Origin of the sequence: Aquipseudomonas guryensis (genome assembly GCF_014164785.1) — a bacterium.
Taxonomy (GTDB): Bacteria; Pseudomonadota; Gammaproteobacteria; order Pseudomonadales; family Pseudomonadaceae; genus Aquipseudomonas; species Aquipseudomonas guryensis.
On record NZ_JACJFN010000001.1, the window covers coordinates 350,189 to 367,602 of the forward strand.

General features: G+C 59.5%; 15 protein-coding genes. 7 read left to right on the forward strand and 8 right to left on the reverse strand.

The annotated features are described in order from the left end of the window. Positions 1-64: 64 nt before the first annotated feature. Genes H3H45_RS01615 through H3H45_RS01640 form a run of 6 tightly spaced genes read left to right on the forward strand, consistent with a single transcriptional unit; the run spans position 65 to position 7,759 of the window. Entirely contained in the window at positions 65-577 is a 513-nt protein-coding gene (locus H3H45_RS01615; RefSeq protein ID WP_182832009.1) for a GspH/FimT family protein, read from the forward strand. After that, positions 568-1,029 carry a type IV pilus modification protein PilV gene (gene pilV, locus H3H45_RS01620; RefSeq protein ID WP_182832010.1) on the forward strand — a complete coding sequence of 154 codons (462 nt, stop codon included), beginning with the start codon at positions 568-570 and terminating at the stop codon, positions 1,027-1,029. Before H3H45_RS01615 ends, pilV begins: the two co-directional genes overlap by 10 nt. A gap of 17 nt (positions 1,030-1,046) precedes the next feature. Continuing rightward, positions 1,047-2,066, forward strand: coding sequence for a PilW family protein (locus H3H45_RS01625; protein ID WP_182832011.1), 1,020 nt, complete (start codon positions 1,047-1,049; stop codon positions 2,064-2,066). Further along, the gene (locus H3H45_RS01630; RefSeq protein ID WP_182832012.1) at positions 2,063-2,530 is read left to right on the forward strand and encodes a pilus assembly PilX family protein; all 468 of its coding nucleotides are present in this window, start codon (positions 2,063-2,065) and stop codon (positions 2,528-2,530) included. The genes H3H45_RS01625 and H3H45_RS01630 overlap by 4 nt, the downstream gene beginning before the upstream one ends. 19 nt (positions 2,531-2,549) lie before the next feature. Then, complete coding sequence (locus H3H45_RS01635; RefSeq protein ID WP_182832013.1) at positions 2,550-7,286, forward strand: pilus assembly protein; 4,737 nt, start codon at positions 2,550-2,552, stop codon at positions 7,284-7,286. A gap of 2 nt (positions 7,287-7,288) precedes the next feature. Then, positions 7,289-7,759 (forward strand): type IV pilin protein, encoded by a 471-nt coding sequence (locus tag H3H45_RS01640; protein WP_182832014.1) that lies wholly within the window; start codon positions 7,289-7,291, stop codon positions 7,757-7,759. An 80-nt stretch (positions 7,760-7,839) separates the two neighbouring features. Here the strand turns inward: H3H45_RS01640 and ispH are convergent, their stop codons facing one another. The 6 genes from ispH to murJ all read right to left on the reverse strand — a co-directional run bounded on the left by ispH (position 7,840) and on the right by murJ (position 15,204). Further along, the gene (gene ispH, locus H3H45_RS01645; RefSeq protein WP_182832015.1) at positions 7,840-8,784 is read right to left on the reverse strand and encodes a 4-hydroxy-3-methylbut-2-enyl diphosphate reductase; all 945 of its coding nucleotides are present in this window, start codon (positions 8,782-8,784) and stop codon (positions 7,840-7,842) included. A 76-nt stretch (positions 8,785-8,860) separates the two neighbouring features. Further along, complete coding sequence (gene fkpB / locus H3H45_RS01650) at positions 8,861-9,298, reverse strand: FKBP-type peptidyl-prolyl cis-trans isomerase (protein ID WP_173209464.1); 438 nt, start codon at positions 9,296-9,298, stop codon at positions 8,861-8,863. Next, positions 9,291-9,800 (reverse strand): signal peptidase II, encoded by a 510-nt coding sequence (gene lspA, locus H3H45_RS01655; protein WP_182832016.1) that lies wholly within the window; start codon positions 9,798-9,800, stop codon positions 9,291-9,293. Before lspA ends, fkpB begins: the two co-directional genes overlap by 8 nt. Continuing rightward, the gene (gene ileS / locus H3H45_RS01660; RefSeq protein WP_182832017.1) at positions 9,793-12,624 is read right to left on the reverse strand and encodes an isoleucine--tRNA ligase; all 2,832 of its coding nucleotides are present in this window, start codon (positions 12,622-12,624) and stop codon (positions 9,793-9,795) included. The genes lspA and ileS overlap by 8 nt, the downstream gene beginning before the upstream one ends. Positions 12,625-12,638: 14 nt before the next feature. Then, positions 12,639-13,577, reverse strand: coding sequence for a bifunctional riboflavin kinase/FAD synthetase (ribF, locus tag H3H45_RS01665; protein WP_182832018.1), 939 nt, complete (start codon positions 13,575-13,577; stop codon positions 12,639-12,641). An 82-nt stretch (positions 13,578-13,659) separates the two neighbouring features. Further along, on the reverse strand, positions 13,660-15,204 hold the full coding sequence (gene murJ, locus H3H45_RS01670) for a murein biosynthesis integral membrane protein MurJ (RefSeq protein ID WP_182832019.1): 1,545 nt from the start codon (positions 15,202-15,204) through the stop codon (positions 13,660-13,662). Positions 15,205-15,399: 195 nt separating this feature from the next. On the opposite strand from murJ, the gene rpsT reads away from it, so the two are divergent. Beyond that, the gene (gene rpsT, locus H3H45_RS01675; protein WP_173209473.1) at positions 15,400-15,672 is read left to right on the forward strand and encodes a 30S ribosomal protein S20; all 273 of its coding nucleotides are present in this window, start codon (positions 15,400-15,402) and stop codon (positions 15,670-15,672) included. Positions 15,673-15,773: 101 nt separating this feature from the next. Here the strand turns inward: rpsT and H3H45_RS01680 are convergent, their stop codons facing one another. Then, a complete protein-coding gene (locus H3H45_RS01680; RefSeq protein WP_182832020.1) occupies positions 15,774-16,235 on the reverse strand; it encodes a CreA family protein in 462 nt (153 codons plus the stop codon). Between the two features lie 11 nt (positions 16,236-16,246). Continuing rightward, positions 16,247-17,365: a glutamate 5-kinase gene (gene proB, locus H3H45_RS01685; protein ID WP_182832021.1), complete on the reverse strand. Its 1,119-nt coding sequence runs from the start codon at positions 17,363-17,365 to the stop codon at positions 16,247-16,249. Positions 17,366-17,414: the final 49 nt, after the last annotated feature.

A 17,414-nucleotide genomic window follows, 5' to 3' on the forward strand; every position in this document is an offset into this window, starting at 1 on the left:
ACAAAGCTGTTCTTCTCAGCCACCTCATGTAGGTTTAGGCAATGAAAAAAGGGAAGCCTGTGCCATGCGTAAAAGTTGTGGATTCACCTTGCTAGAAGTGCTTGTGGTGGTCGCTATCGTTGCAGTGATCGCCAGCGTTGGCATACCTCAGTTCAACAGCCTGATGCAGAATGGCCGCCTCTCCACGCAGGTCAATGAATTGCAGGGGCTAATGCAGCTGGCCCGCAGCGAAGCAGCAACCAATCGAGTAGTCACTCGTATCTGTGGCAGCACCGATCAAGCCACCTGTAACACCAACAATTGGGAAGGTGGAGCTATTTTGTTTCGCGACAGTGATAACAACGGCAGTGCATCGGCGGCAGAACTGGTGCGGGTAATGCCGGCAGTCACTAATGGCAACACCATTCGTGGCGTCACTGGCGCCATCAGCTTCCTGGCTGACGGCACACTGGCCTCGGCAGCCATGTTACGTATTTGCGATACCCGTGGTGCAGATAGCTCTCGCCAGGTTCGACTCAACACCGCCGGGCAAAGCCGTATCAGCAAAGGTAATCCGGGAGACGTCGTATGCCCATGACTGCGAAAAAACAGAACGGCTTCAGTTTGATTGAGGTACTCATTGCTTTGCTGATTCTGGCCATCGGTCTGTTCGGCATGGCTAGCCTGATGATGACCAGCATGAAATCCAACCAAAGTGCCTCGATGCGCAGCCAAGCTAGCTGGCTCGCCTATGACATGTTCGAACGCATGCGCTTGAACAACAGAGTTGCCACCACCTCCAACAGCTATGTCACCGCTGCCAGTACCGCAGCCCCGTCAAGCCCCAACTGCAAATCCAGTGGTTGCTCAGCAACCAATGTCGCCTTACAGGATTTGTTCGAGTGGAAAACCCAATTGGTGCAATCGGGGCTTACTGGCTCCGTGGCGCGGACTGGCAACGCCTACACCGTATCGATCTTCTGGCAAGAAGACAGCTCCACTGCCTGCCCTGCCAACCAATGCTCCTTTGTTTTGAGGGCTGACCTATGAGTGCTTGTCCACAAGCAATGACCAAGCAGCAAGGCCTGACCCTTATCGAACTGATGGTGACCCTGCTGCTGAGCTCATTCCTGCTACTCGGCATTTTGCAACTATTCATCAGCACCAACAGCACGGACAGAGCCAACGCATCTCTTGCCAGACTACAAGAAAACGGCCGCATTGCCTTGGACATGCTCAAGCAGGATTTGCGTAGAACTGGCTACCAGGGCTGCGCATCGCCCACTCTAACCAGTCGTCCAAATTCCAGCCGCACCTTCCCGCTGGATGCGATGGGCGAGCAAGGCACGGAACTCATCGAAGGGGCTGCAACCGCCAGCGATAGCCTGATCATGCGTCATGCCAGGCCGATGATGATGCGCGCAACCAATATCAGTAATACCCAGGTCACCTTTGTCAGTGGCAACAACATCAACTTCACGGAAGGTGAGCGCTACGAATTCATCCTGACCAACTGCGAGGATGTCGCCATCTTTACCGGAGTCGCTTCAGCCCGCAGCGATAATCCGGACCTCGCAAGCTCGATGCCTAACCAATACACCCTCACCAGCTTGCAAGGCGCCAACAGTGGCACGCCGCCAAGCCTATATGGCATCCCCCTAGGTGAAGGCTCGCAGTTTCTCCAAGTAGTTGAAAATACCTATGCCGTTGACTGTGACGAAACAAATCCATACGCACATGAGAACAGCATCACCTGTCCCAATGAGGACGATGGCACTCCGACCCTCTACAAAAACGGCGAGCCAATGATTGCCAATGTCGACAACTTCCAGGTGCTCTATGGCGTCACCAGCGGCACTCAAACCAGCTGGGTAAATGGCGAAGATCTCACTGATGCTCAGCGCGAGGACGTTAGTCGCCTGCAGATCAGTCTGGTGATCTCCAGCCCTGACGAAGTCAGTGACGCCGCCAACACACAGTCTTTTGCCATTGCCAACATCGGCACCGACACGCAGCTCGACGCCATTGCTGATCGGCGTCTACGTCGTGTACTGAATACCGTAATAGACGTGAGGAACCGGCCATGAAAACGCCACCTAGCCAATCCCAGCAACGCGGTATGGTGCTTGCCGTCAGCCTGATCCTGCTGCTGCTGTTGACCATCCTGGCCATCACGGCTTCGACCAGTTCCTCGCTGCAAGAGCGCATGGCCGGCAACGCCCAGGAAAACAACGTGGCCTTCCAGGCAGCTGAAAGTGCACTGGCCAACCTCAGCAGCCAAGTCGAAGGCGGCGGAGTTCCCGCAGGCGACGACGTTCTGGCATTAACCTACCCGACCCGAACCGTTCGCGCGCGCATGCAGTCCGCCTCACGCTACGCAGAAGGCTCCAGCCTGGATGCCGAAGAAAACAGCGGCACCCCCCTGATCCTCATCTACGACTTCACCAGCAGCGCGACGCTTGATGCCTCCGCCACAACGGCCGCAGCGATCACCGACGACAACACCAATGCCCGCCATCTGCAGGGCTATCGCGACCGCATCATCCAGTGATGCATCCGAGGACTAAATAATGAATAAGCGCCTCTCCTCACTTCATCGCCTGGCTCTCTGCACGGTGTCCAGCATCCTGGTGCTGCATAGTGCTGTCAGTTATGCCGACGACACCGAAATTTTCTTCGGCGGTGCAGCTATTGATGACAGCGTGCGCCCGAACGTGCTGTTCGTGCTCGACAACTCAGGCTCTATGGCTTGGCGTACCGACAGCAACAGCAACCCGTCGGGCTCGCAGCAGTCGCGCATGCAGATCCTCAAGGATTCGTTCTCGACCATCATCAACAATGCCGGCGCTATCAATGCGGGCATCATGGTGCTCAACAGTCGTAGCGCCTACAACAACACCCGGATGGTCTATCCGGTCAGCAACATCGATGACCCCCTGCCCTCATCCGTTCAGCTGGTAGCCAGTACGCCAGTGATTCGCGCCAGTGGTGACGATGCCACGCAGAGTTCGCTGAGTAGCAACGCCGTCATCAACGCCACTTCCCTGGTCATGGGGAATATTTCCACGCCGATTATGGTGGGAACCACCAACACCAACACTCTGAAAAACAATGGTGCCTACTACCTGACCTCGACTGGCTATGCCTGCGCTCTAAACCCCAGCGCTCTGAGTCCAGTTGCAGGGCGTCCAAGCACCAACTGCCCAAACAACTCCGCCATCTCCGAAGTCAACTTGCGCAGCAACAATACCGGGCGCACGGCACTGTTTCATTTCCGCGGCATCAGCCAGCCTGCGGATAGAACCATTACCAGCGCCTATCTGGAGCTAACTCCAACCAACAGCCAGAACAATAACAATCGCCCTACACTCAATCTTTATATAGAAAATGCCAAATCACCGGCCGCCCTCGACGATAGCGGGTTGCTCAGTCCTGCCGGCAACGTACGAAATTTTATCTCCAGCCAAGAAACTGCCAGCAGTTGGCAAAATGGAGGCACGGCACAGTTCGATATCACCAGTGAGCTTCGCGACCTGCTGGATAACGATGCTGATCCGATCGGCGATTTGGTAATGCACTTCCGCGCGCAGCAGAACCGTGACTACACCTTCGCCGCACAGGGCGGAACTGCAACGGTAATGCCGCGCATCGTGATCAACTATGACAATCCCAGTACCCAGATTGAGGCGCGCAAAGGTGGCTTGCGCTTCCAGGATGTCGGCATTCCCCAGGGAGCGACCATTACCGAGGCCTACCTTTCCTTCACTCCGGCCTCTAGCAACAGCGACGCCGTACGCTTTGAAGTGAAAGCCGAAAAGGTTGCTGACGCCGCCATCTTCACTGGCACCACCAACCTGAACACAAGGCTGACTACCACCGCCATGACCACCTGGGATGCGCCAGCCTGGTCTACCAGCTCGCCACCTGTAGAGGTTCAAGGGCCAGATGTCAGGGCACTGGTTCAGGAAGTCGTGAGCCTGCCCACGTGGTGTGGCAACAACTCAATGGCCTTCTACCTGAACCCGACCAGCGGAGTCGGCACTCGCACTGCCCACAGCATTGACGGAGCTCCTGGGTTACAACCCACCCTTACGGTTACCTACACCGGAGGTGAGACCGGATGCATCAACCCGATTCTCGAGGCAACAGTCAATAACCCAAAGAATGACGCCTACGAAGAGTCCGATGACGATATGGTTCTGGGTGGAGATACCCTACCGGTTGACCAGAGTCGCTTCGCAGCTCGCTTTGAAGGCGTACCACTGGTTAATGGCGCAACAATCCTGGACACCCAGGTAATTTTTACGCCAGCTAACACTGTCCCAACAGCAAACGTCACCACCACTGTGCGCTTTGAGAATGCTGACAACTCGGCGCCCTTTACAGCCACCGACGACGATATTACGGACCGTAACGACACGACCGACAGTAGCTGCACGTTTAACAGCTGGGTCGCCAGCACACCAGTCACCTGCAGCAACGCAACTCTACGCTCCGGCCTGCAAAGTGTCGTAAACCGCGGCGGCTGGTCACCAGGCAATGCGCTCACGGTGATGTCAGTACAAGGCAGCAACTCCGCACTCGAAGTTCAGGCCTATGAAAGCAACCCAGCAGAAGCCATCAAGCTCAGGATCAAGGTTGCCAATGGTGGTTTGGCATCATCCACCTATACCGTGCGCAATCATCTGAACGCCCTAGTGCAGGCCATGAATGCCAGCGATGGCACACCGATAGTTCCCACAATGAATGAAGCGGCCCGTTACTTGCGCGGGGAACGCGCTGGCTATAGCAGCCCGATCACCAGCGCCTGCCAATCGACCCATCTAGTTGTCCTGACTGATGGTCAGGCCAACGGTAACGGCGCACAAAGCTCGATTGGCACCCTCACGGGTAGCAGCTGCACGGGCGACGCGAGCCTCTCTGACGAACAATGCGGACGCAGACTGGCAACCTGGATGGCGACGACTGATCAGTCCAGCATTGCTGATGACAACTTCATTACTACCCATACCATTGGTTTCGCCTTGGGCGCCCTGGCCCCCAACACCGGCCCGCAAACCTTCCTGACCGACATGGCTAACAATGGCAAGGGCAAAGCTTACACTGCCGAGAATGCTTCAGAGCTGAGCGCGGCATTCAGCAAGATTCTCCAGGATGTTTTGAGTACCGACACCACCTTCGTTAGCCCTGGCGCCACGGTTAACCAGTTCAACCGTCAGAGCAACAAGAACGAGGTGTACTTCGCTCTGTTCAAACCGTCGGAAACCAATAGCTGGGTCGGCAACCTCAAGCGTTACGGTTTGAGCAGCAGCTCCGGCGATATCATCATCGATGCCGATAACGTTGGTGCCATCGATGCCAATACCGGCTTCTTCAAATCCACTGCTCGCAGCTTCTGGACCTCGGGTAGCGATGGTAACAATACCGCCCTAGGTGGCGTGGCCAATAAACTACCGGCTTATGCTACTCGTAAGGTCTACACCTATACCGGCAACTCCCCAGCTGCTGCTGTGGCACTGAATGCCGGCGCCTATCTGCTGAATGACGCCAACAGTAATGTCACCCAGGCGATGCTCGGCGCCAGCAGCACGACCGAGCGGACTTCACTAATCAACTGGATTCGGGGCCGCAACGATGACGGCAGCCAGCGCAATGCCATCGGTGATCCGCTGCACTCGGTTCCGCGCCTGGTGACCTACGAATGCAGCAGCTTCACTGACAGCACTCTGACCGCTTGTGCCAGCGAGAAGCAAAGCGTGTTCGTTGGCACCAACGAAGGCTTTATTCATGCATTCAACACCAATACCGGTGTTGAGCAGATGGCATTCATGCCGGAAGCCCTGCTGGGAAACATCAAGGCTCTCAAGGCCAACGAGGAATCCACTACCCTGGCTCCGCGCAAGTACGGCATGGACAATACCGTCGTCACCTGGGTCAATGATGTCAACGGCAACGGCGTCATCTATGGCGGACGCGATCCATCCAACCCTGTGCCGACCTTGCTGCCATCAGGACTCAATAGTGGCGAGTTTGTCTACGCCTACGCCACCATGGGCCGCGGTGGACGTAACCTGTACTCGCTGGACGTAACAGATATCGACAATCCCAAAATGCGCTGGTTCATCACCCCCAGCACTCCGGGGTTCGCCAAACTTGGTCAGACCTGGTCAACGCCGGTCGTGACCAAGATCGACATAAACGGCACCAGCACACCAGTCCTCATGTTTGCAGGTGGTTATGACGAGACACAGGACGACATCAGTATTCTCAACCAGAACAAGGATGGCTCTGCCCGTACTCAAGATAGCCAGGGCAATGCCATCTATATCGTTAACGCCCTGACAGGCGCCCTGATCTGGTCAGGCAGCAATGAAGCGACCAACGTCTCCGCCCAAGCCCACCAACAGCTGAGCAAGATGCTTTACAGCATGCCCAGCAGCCTGCGAGCAATCGATATCAACCGCGATGGCTACGCCGATCAGTTCTTCGTAGGTGACATGGGTGGGCAAATCTGGCGCTTTTTCATCAACAACGGCAACAGCGCCAGCAGCCTGATCAGCCCGCTCGACAGTGGCGCAGGTACAACGGGCGACGGTGTTTTCGCCAATGTGATTCCGGCTAACGCTGGTGGCGAAACAACGGCTGAATTGAAAGGCAAGCTGCGCCGTTTCTACAACGAGCCTGACATTGCCCTGCTGACTGTCAATGCTGGCAAATCACTCGTTGTGAGCATCGGCTCGGGCTATCGCGGGCACCCCTTGGATACAGGCGCGGATGACCGTTTCTATTCATTCAGAACCCCAATCATCGACAGCAATGCTGCTCATACAGTCATAACCGAAGATGAAATGTACGATGCAACGCTGAATCTGGTTCAGGAAGGCTCTGCCGCTCAACAGGCGGCGGCCGCAACACAGTTCGCCAAGAACAGCGGGGGCTGGTATATCCGCCTGGAGAATGAAGGAGAGAAGGTTCTGGCAGAGTCCACAACCTTTGCAGGCAAGGTGTTCTTCAACACTTACGAACCCAACGCCAGCGCAGCCAACAACTCATGCAAGGCGGTACAAGGTGTGGGCCGCGCCTACGCCGTCAACCTCTTCGACGCGACTCCCATTACCCAGATGGTTTCCGGCACAGCGGATCGTGCCGACAGGAGCAGAGAGCTCCTGACAGCGGGAATTCCACCTAAAGGCATTACCCTGTTCCCCGAAGGCAGCGACAATCCACCGCTGTGTATTGGTACCGAATGTGAAGAACTGGACGTCGATATTACTGTCGGCCCTACCTACTGGATTGATGAGCTTTGATAATGAATAGAAAGTATTCAGGCTTTACTTTGATAGAGCTGATGGTGGTGATCATTATCATCGCCATCCTCGCGGCCATTGCGATCCCTAACTATCAGAGTTATCTGCGCCGAGCTACCTGTGAGGACGCTAAGGCGACTCTGGTTGGCGCGGCCAATGTGATGGAGCGTTTTAGGGCCCAGAACAATACTTATGTTAACGCTGCGCTGGGGGCCTACTCTGCCAGTCCCGTAGATGGTGCCAACAAGCAATTCACTATTGCGTTAGCTAACGCGGACTGCGCAGCAGCACACAATCAGGTAGCAAGCTACTGCTTGGTCGCCACACCGACGGCAACAAGCAGGCTCAACGGCTTTGGAACCCTGACACTTACTTCAGCAGGAGTTCGTGCCGCCACTGGTGATCTAGCAAACCCGCCCAATGATGCTGCCGCCGCAGTGGACGTTTGGCAGAATGGCTGCGCAGGCCTGTAAACCATAGCGGAAGATAAAAAGGCCGACTTCAGTAATGAATTCGGCCTTTTTTATTCATATCAAACCTTCCCCTTTGTGACCTACAGAGCCTTTAATCGCAGCTCCTTGGGCATCGAGAACGTCACATTCTCCGGTCTGCCATCCAGCTCTTCCGCACCGACAGCACCCCAGCTGCGCAGGCGCTCCACCACTCCCAGCACCAGCACCTCAGGTGCCGAAGCACCGGCCGTGATGCCAATACGTTGAACACCGGCAAACCACTCCTGCCGGAGATCCTCGGCACCATCGATCAGATAAGCCGGGGTATCCAGGCGCTCTGCCAGCTCGCGCAGGCGGTTGGAGTTGGAGCTGTTCGGACTACCTACCACCAGCACCACATCACACTCGCTGGCCAGCTGTTTGACCGCATCCTGGCGGTTCTGCGTGGCGTAGCAGATATCGTCCTTGCGCGGGCCACCGATGCTCGGGTACTTCGCGCGCAAGGCGTCGATCACCTTGCTGGTGTCATCCATGGACAGGGTGGTCTGGGTGACGAAAGCCAGGGCTTGCGGATTGCGTACCTGCAACGCGGCGACATCGGCCTCATCCTCGACCAGGTAGATGGTTCCGCCGTTGCGTTCGTCGTACTGGCCCATGGTGCCTTCGACTTCCGGATGTCCCTCATGGCCGATGAGGATGCATTCACGGCCGTCACGACTGTATCGCGCCACTTCCATATGCACCTTGGTTACCAGCGGGCAGGTCGCGTCGAACACTTTGAGACCACGCGCTTCGGCCTCCTGACGCACGGCCTGGGATACGCCGTGGGCGCTGAAAATGACGATGACGTTATCCGGCACCTGATCCAGCTCTTCGACGAACACCGCGCCGCGCGCGCGCAGGTCTTCGACCACAAACTTGTTGTGCACCACTTCGTGCCGCACATAGATCGGTGCGCCGAACACTTCCAGGGCACGGTTGACGATCTCGATGGCGCGATCAACGCCGGCGCAGAAGCCGCGGGGATTGGCGAGTTTGATTTGCATGCTGGGAGTCTCGGCGCGCGGTAAGCAGATCAGGGAGTGTACGCCGTCTGACTGAGCGCTCTCCCCCACTAAAGGATCAGGCCGAGCGAACCTCGATGATTTCCACATCGAAACTCAGCGTCTTGCCCGACAGCGGATGATTGAAATCGATGGTCACCTGGCTGTCGTCGAAGGCCTTGACCACCCCCGGCAACTCGGCATTGGCGGCATCGTTGAAGATCACCAGCAAACCTTCGGACAATTCCATGTCAGCGAACTGCGAGCGCGGCATGACCTGCACGTTCTGCGGATTGGGCTGGCCAAAGGCATTTTCCGGCTCGATCTGCAGGCTGCGCTTGTCACCAGCCTTGAAGCCGAACAGCGCCGCTTCGAAACCCGGCAGCAGGTTGCCGTCACCGACCTTGAAGGTGGCAGGGCTCTTGTCGAACGTGCTGTCGACCACATCGCCGTTGGCTAGCTTGAGGGCGAAATGCAGGGTGACTTCCTTGTCCGGGCCAATACGTTGCTCAGTCATGGGCAGGTTCTCCGGACTTCTTGCTCTTGAACATATCCAGCGCCAGCATCACCGCACCCACGGTAATGGCGCTGTCCGCCAGGTTGAAGGCGGGGAAATAATATTGGTTCTGCCAGTGGACCAGAATAAAGTCGACCACGTGACCGAGCACCACGCGGTCGTACAGGTTGCCCAGCGCGCCACCCAGCACCATCGCCAGGGCGATGGCCAACCAGGTCTCGTCGGCCTTCAGGCGCTTGAGCCAGACCACCAGCACGGCGCTGACGCCCAGGGCGATGGCGGCAAAGAACCAGCGCTGCCAGCCCGACTCGCCGGCCAGGAAGCTGAACGCGGCGCCACGGTTATAGACGTGAACCCAATCGAAGTAACCGTCGATCACCGTCACCCGCTGAGCGTACTCCAAGACCTGCAGCACAATCTGCTTGCTGCCCTGATCCAGCACGAACACCAGTAGCGCCAACCACAACCAGGCCAGACGACCGAAACGACTGACATCAGGCATGCTTGCGCACCTCACCAGCACCTTCGATGTTGTCTACGCAGCGCTCGCACAGCTCGGGATGAGCGGCATTGCTGCCGACATCGGCGCGGAAGTGCCAGCAACGGCCACACTTGGCATGAGCCGATTTGACGATCTTCAGCTTCAGGCCGGCCACTTCGCTGACCACCGCATCGGCTGGCGCATCGACCAAAGGTGCGACGGCGGCGGTCGAGGTGATCAGGGCGAAACGCAGTTCGTCGCCGAGCTTGGCCAGCGCAGATTGCAGCGACTCGTCGCCGAACAGGGTGACTTCCGCCTGCAGACTGCCGCCAATGGCCTTGGCCGCGCGCAGGTTCTCCAGCTCCTTGTTCACTGCCGCCTTCACCGCCATGACCTGATCCCAGTAAGCGCGGTCCAGTTCGAAGCCTTCCGGCAGACGATTCAGGCCGTCGTACCAGGTGTTCAGCAGCACTGACTCATTACGCTCGCCCGGCAGGAACTGCCAGATCTCGTCAGCGGTGAACGCCAGGATCGGCGCGATCCAACGCACCAGCGCCTCGGCAATGTGGAAAAGCGCGGTCTGGCAGGAACGCCGGGCGATGCTGTCGGCCTGGGTGGTGTACTGGCGGTCCTTGATGATGTCGAGGTAGAAGCCGCCCAGCTCCTGCACGCAGAAGTTGTGCACCTTGGAGTAGACGTTCCAGAAGCGGTACTCGCCGTAGGCCTCGATGATCTCTTCCTGCAGGCGCGCCGCAGCGTCTAGGGCCCAGCGATCCAGATCGAGCATCTGCTCGACCGGCAGCAGGTCCTTGGCCGGATCGAAGCCATTCAGGTTGGAAAGCAGGAAGCGCGTGGTGTTACGGATACGCCGGTAGGCGTCGGCGCTGCGCTGCAGGATGACCTTGGACACAGCCATCTCGCCCGAATAGTCGGTCGAGGCAACCCACAGGCGCATGATGTCGGCGCCCAGGCTGTCGTTGACTTCCTGCGGGGCGACCACGTTACCAAGGGACTTGGACATCTTGCGGCCGTTCTCGTCGACCACGAATCCGTGGGTCAACAGCGCCTTGTACGGCGCGTGGCCGTCGATGGCGCAGCCGGTCAGCAGGGACGAGTGGAACCAGCCTCGGTGCTGGTCGGAGCCTTCCAGGTAAAGATCGGCGCGCGGGCCGCTGCTGTGGCCCAGCGGGTGCGAGCCGCGCAGCACGTGCCAGTGGGTGGTGCCGGAGTCGAACCAGACGTCCAGGGTGTCGCTGATCTTGTCGTACTGCGCCGCCTCGGCGCCGAGCAGCTCGCTGGCGTCGAGCTTGAACCAGGCTTCGATGCCCTGCTCCTCGACGCGCGCGGCCACCTGCTCCATCAGCTCGACGGTGCGCGGGTGCAGCTCGCCGCTTTCCTTGTGCAGGAAGAACGGGATCGGCACGCCCCAGTTGCGCTGGCGCGAGATGCACCAGTCCGGGCGCCCGGCGATCATGCTGTGCAGGCGCGCCTGACCCCAGGCCGGAACGAATTCGGTCTGTTCGATGGCCGACAGGGCACGCTCACGCAGAGTGGCGCCCTGCTCCGGCTGCTTGTCCATGCCGACGAACCACTGCGCCGTGGCGCGGTAGATCAGCGGAGTCTTGTGCCGCCAGCAGTGCATGTAGCTGTGCTGGATGGCTTCGTGCTTGAGCAGGGCGCCGACTTCGTCGAGCTTGGCGACGATGGCCGGGTTGGCCTTCCAGATGAACTGGCCGCCGAAGAACGGCAGGTCGCTGACATACACGCCGTTGCTTTGCACCGGGCTGAGGATGTCGTCGTTGCTCATGCCGTACTGCTTGCAGGAGCGGAAGTCGTCTTCGCCGTAGGCCGGCGCCGAGTGGACGATGCCGGTACCAGCGCCCAGTTCGACGTACTCGGCCAGGTAGACCGGCGCGAAGCGCTCGTAGAACGGATGACGGAAGCGGATGTTTTCAAGCGCGGAACCGGCCGCGGTGGCGATCACTTCGCCTTGCAGGCCGTAACGGGCCAGGCAGCTTTCGACCAGTTCTTCGGCCAGCAGCAGCAGACGCTCACCGGTGTCGACCAGGGCGTAGGTGAATTCGGGGTGGACATTGAGCGCCTGGTTGGCCGGGATGGTCCACGGCGTGGTGGTCCAGATGACGATGCTGGCCGGCTTGCTCAAGTCGGTCAGGCTGAAGGCGGCAGCCAGTTTTGCGGTATCTTCGACGGCAAAGGCCACGTCGATGGCATCGGATTTCTTGTCTTGGTATTCGACCTCCGCTTCGGCCAGGGCCGAGCCGCAATCGAAGCACCAGTTCACCGGCTTGAGGCCCTTGAACACGAAGCCTTGCTTGACCATCTCGGCCAGGGCGCGGATTTCCCCGGCCTCGTTGGCAAACGCCATGGTCTTGTAGGGGTTGTCCCATTCGCCAAGCACGCCCAGGCGGATGAAGTCGGCCTTCTGCCCTTCGATCTGCTCGCCGGCATAGGTGCGGCAGCGCTCGCGGGTCAGGTCGGAGGGCTGATTCTTGCCGAAGGTGGTCTCGACCTTGTGCTCGATCGGCAGGCCATGACAGTCCCAGCCCGGCACGTAGGGGGCATCGAAGCCGGCCAGGGTCTTGGAGCGGATGATCATGTCCTTGAGGATCTTGTTGACCGCGTGACCGATGTGGATGCTGCCGTTGGCATAGGGCGGGCCATCATGCAGGACGAACTTCGGCCGGCCTTCGCCGAGCTGGCGCAGCTTCTGGTACAGGCCAATGCTGTCCCAGTGCGCCAGGGTTTGCGGCTCGCGCTGGGGCAGGCCGGCTTTCATCGGGAAGGCAGTATCCGGGAGGTTCAGCGTGGCTTTGTAGTCGGTCATCTCAGGCTCTTCGATCAGTCAAGCGGTTGGCCAAGCCAGTAGGCCCGGGCGGCGGCGACATCCGCGTCTATCGCCGTCTTCAGCGCCTCTAGGGAGGCAAATCGCTGCTCATCGCGCAGCTTGTGATGGAACTGCACCGTCAGGCGCTGGCCGTAGAGATCGCCAGCGAACTGCAGTAGGTGCACTTCCAGGTGCGGGCTGCCATCGCCCGCTACCGTAGGCCGCTGGCCAATATTGGCCACGCCCTGAAAACTCTTGCCCTGACACTGCGCGCGCACCAGGAACACGCCGGTGAGGGGTGCTTTACGCCTTTTCAGCTGCACATTGGCGGTCGGACTACCCAGCTGACGCGCCAGCTTCTGCCCATGCAGGACGCGCCCGGCGAGTGCATAGGGGCGCCCCAGCAGTCGTTCGACCAGCTCCAGCTCGCCCGCCTGCAGCGCCTGACGCACCCGAGTGCTGCTGACCCGGTCGCCATCCAGTTCAACGGTGAGCGCCGCCTCGACCGTGAAGCCCTGCTGCTCGCCCGCCTGCACCAGAAAGGCGAAATCACCGGAACGGTCGCAGCCGAAGCGGAAGTCATCACCTACTTCCAGATGTTTGATGCGCAGTCCTTCCACCAGTACCTGACGGACAAACTCGGCGGCCGACAACTCACGCAAGCGGCGATTGAAGGCCAGGCACAAGACCCGGTCGACGCCCTCGGCAGCCAGCAATTCGAGCTTTTCACGCAAACGGGTCAGGCGTGCCGGCGCGGTATCCGGGCCGAAGTACTCACGCGGCTGCGGCTCGAAGATCACCACGCAACTGGGCACGCCCAGCTCGATGGCACGTTCGCGCAGGCGCGCCAGGATGGCCTGGTGGCCACGGTGCACGCCATCGAAATTGCCGATGGTGGCAACGCATCCCTGGGTCAGGGGTAGCAGATTGTGGAGACCTCGGACCAGCTGCATAGCGCGCTTCTTGCTTACAAAGTGGTCGATTATACGCACAGGCGACAGCGGACAACAGGCAGCATGTCCACCACCGAGCCTGTTAGTGCGCCGCTCGCCGGGCAAAGTCGCGCAAACGGAAACCCAGCAGCAGCAGTACGCCGAAATAGGCCAACACCCCAACCAGCACCAGCGCCGCAAGACGCAGCAGACGCCAGAGCATGCCATCGGCGGCCCAGGGCGGCATGAAATGCATGGCCAGCAGCAGCGCGGCGACCATCACCACCACCGCCAGCGACAGCTTGCCCAGGAACACCCACCAACCGGCCTGCGGCTGATACAGCCCGCCTTTGCGCAACTGCCAAAACAGCAGCGCGGCATTCAGGCAGGCCGCCAGGCTGATCGACAGCGCCAGGCCGGCATGCGCCAGGGGAATCACGAAGACGAACAGCACGTTCATCAACTGCGTGGCGGCCAGACTGGTGACGGCAATCCTCACCGGCGTCTTGATGTTCTGCTGGGCATAGAAGCCCGGCGCCAGAATCTTCACCAGAATGATGCCGAGCAGGCCGACCGAATAGGCGACCAGCGCCTGCTGGGTCATATCGGCATCGCTGGCCGTGAACTTGCCGTACTGAAACAGCGAAACGGTCAGCGGCTCGGCCAGCACGGCCAGCGCCAGCGCACACGGCAGCACCAGCAGGAAACACAGGCGCAAGCCCCAGTCGAGCAAGCGCGAGTAATCCTCACGATTGTCACTGGCGTAGGTTTTCGACAGGGCCGGCAGCAGGATGGTGCCCAGGGCCACCCCCAGCACTCCGGAGGGCAACTCCATCAGGCGGTCGGCGTAATACATCCAGGACACCGAGCCGGCAACCAGGAAGGAGGCGAAGATCGTGTTGATGATCAGCGAAATCTGGCTGACCGACACGCCGAAGATCGCCGGCCCCATCTGCTTGAGCACACGCCACACGCCGGTATCCCTGAAACTCAGGCGCGGCAGCACGAGCATGCCGATCTTCTTCAGGTGCGGCAGCTGATAAAGCAGTTGCAGCAGGCCGCCCACCAGCACCGCCCAGGCCAGCGCCATGATCGGCGGATCGAAATAGGGAGCGAGAAACAGCATGAAGAGGATCATGCTGACATTCAGCAGGGTCGGCACGAAGGCCGGCACCGAGAAGCGGTTCCAGGTATTGAGTACTGCCCCGGCCAGCGATGACAACGAGATCAGCAGGATGTAAGGAAAGGTCACCTGCAACAGATCGACCGTCAGCCCGAAGCGATCAGCCTCATCGGCAAAGCCCGGCGCCGAAAGCCACACGATCCAGGGCGCCGCCAATATGCCGAGCAAAGTGACCAGTGCCAGCACCAGGGTCAGCAGGCCCGAGACATAAGCGACAAAGGTTCGCGCAGCCTCATCGCCTTGCTGGGTCTTGTACTCCGCCAGAATCGGCACGAAAGCCTGGGAGAATGCCCCTTCGGCAAATATCCGGCGCAGCAGGTTGGGCAGCTTGAACGCCACAACCCAGGCATCGGACGCCACCCCGGCACCGAATATCCGCGCGATCAGGGTATCGCGCACGAAGCCCAGCACACGGGACAGCATGGTCAGTGAGCTGACAGCAGCCAGCGACTTGAGCAGATTCATGGGATACTTCGACTTCCGCTAACGGGCATAGCCAGGGTTTGCCCGCTGGCCTATAAAGGCAACGAGTGTAACGGCCAGCCACTGGTCAGGCCAGCAGAGCAGAGTGCTAATGCACTTGACAGATGCCGTCCGCCTCGGCATGATTCGCGGCCTTATTTGTTGCTATCCCCCCAGATTTTTTCGAGGAGCTTGACGGTGGCCAATACACCTTCTGCCAAAAAACGCGCCAAACAGGCTGAGAAGCGTCGTAGCCATAACGCCAGCCTGCGCTCCATGGTTCGTACCTACATCAAGAACGTGGTTAAGGCTATCGACGCCAAAGACCTGGAAAAAGCGCAAACCGCTTACGTTCTGGCTGTGCCTGTAATCGACCGTATGGCCGACAAAGGCATCATCCACAAGAACAAAGCAGCTCGTCACAAGAGCCGCCTGAACGGTCACATCAAGGCAATGGCTACCGCCGCCTAAGATGTACCGCTCCTAAAAAACCGGCTTCGGCCGGTTTTTTTATTGCCTGCGATTTTCCAGACCAAAAAAAACCGGAGCCCAGCTCCGGTTTTTTTATCCGCTTACTGCCCCGCCCAGGGCAGGATCGGAATGGCGGTCACCGCATTCTGCGGACTGCCTTCGATGATGCGATCGCTGTACACCAGGTAGACCAAGGTATTGCGCTTCTCGTCGAAGAAACGCACCACCTGCATGGTCTTGAACACCAGCGAGGTACGCTCCTTGAACACCTCTTCACCATCCTTGAGCTTGCCCGTGAAGCGGATCGCTCCGACCTGGCGGCAGGCAATGGAAGCCTCGGCACGATCTTCGGCCAGGCCAAAGCCACCTTTCACCCCACCGGTCTTGGCGCGCGACAGGTAGCAGGTCACGCCTTCTACCTTGGGATCATCAAACGCCTCGACCACGATCTTGTCATTCGGCCCCAGCCACTTGAATACCGTGGAGACCTCACCTATCTCTTCCGCACTCACCAACAACGGCAGCGCCAACAGGCACCCTAGCAATCCTTTAACGGTACGCATTGGCAATCTCCTCAAACCAGAATCAGGTTGTCCCGATGCACCAGCTCGGGCTCATCGATATAGCCCAGCAATTTCTCGATGGCATCCGACGGCTGCCCGACAATCTTCTGCGCCTCGAGCGCACTGTAGTTGGCCAGGCCACGGGCAATTTCGCGACCATCCGGACCGACGCAAACCACCATCTCGCCACGGCGGAAACTACCCTGCACTTCGCGCACCCCGACCGGCAGCAGACTCTTGCGATCTTGCAGCAGTGCCTTGACCGCCCCCGCATCCAGCACCAGGGTGCCACGGGTCTGCAGATGCCCGGCCAGCCACTGTTTGCGTGCCGCCAGCAAACCGCGCTCGGGCGCCAGCAGAGTGCCAAGACGCTCGCCCGCCTTGAGCCGATCGAGCACGCGCTCGATGCGCCCACCAACGATCACCGTGTAGGCACCGGAACGCGCCGCCAGACGAGCCGCGCGCAGCTTGGTCTGCATGCCACCACGACCCAGCGCACCACCGGTACCGCCCGCCACCGCATCCAGCGACGGATCGTCGGCACGCGCCTCGAAAATCAACTGGGCATCGGGATTGTGCCGCGGGTCGGCATCGAACATGCCATCGCGATCGGTGAGGATCACCAGCAGATCCGCCTCGACCAGATTGGCCACCAGCGCCGCCAGGGTGTCGTTGTCACCGAAACGGATCTCGTCGGTGACTACCGTGTCGTTCTCGTTGATCACCGGAATGGTGCCGAGCTCAACCAGGGTACGCAGGGTACTGCGCGCATTCAGGTAACGCTTGCGATCGGACAGATCGTCATGGGTCAGCAGCACCTGCGCGGTGTGCTTGCCATGCTCGGCAAAGCTGGATTCCCAGGCCTGCACCAAACCCATCTGCCCCACCGCCGCAGCAGCCTGCAGCTCATGGATGGCACTCGGTCGGGACGTCCAGCCCAGGCGACTCATGCCCGCAGCGACAGCCCCGGAGGACACCAGCACCAGCTCGACGCCCGCCTCGCGCAGCGCCACCATCTGCTCGACCCACACCGCCATCGCCGCGCGATCCAGACCACGCCCGTCCGCCGTCAGCAGCGCACTACCGATCTTCACTACCCAGCGCTGGGCGCCAGTCACCTTGTCCCGCATGTCGTCAAATCCTACTGGCCAGTCAGCACAACGCCGCTATCAAGCGGCG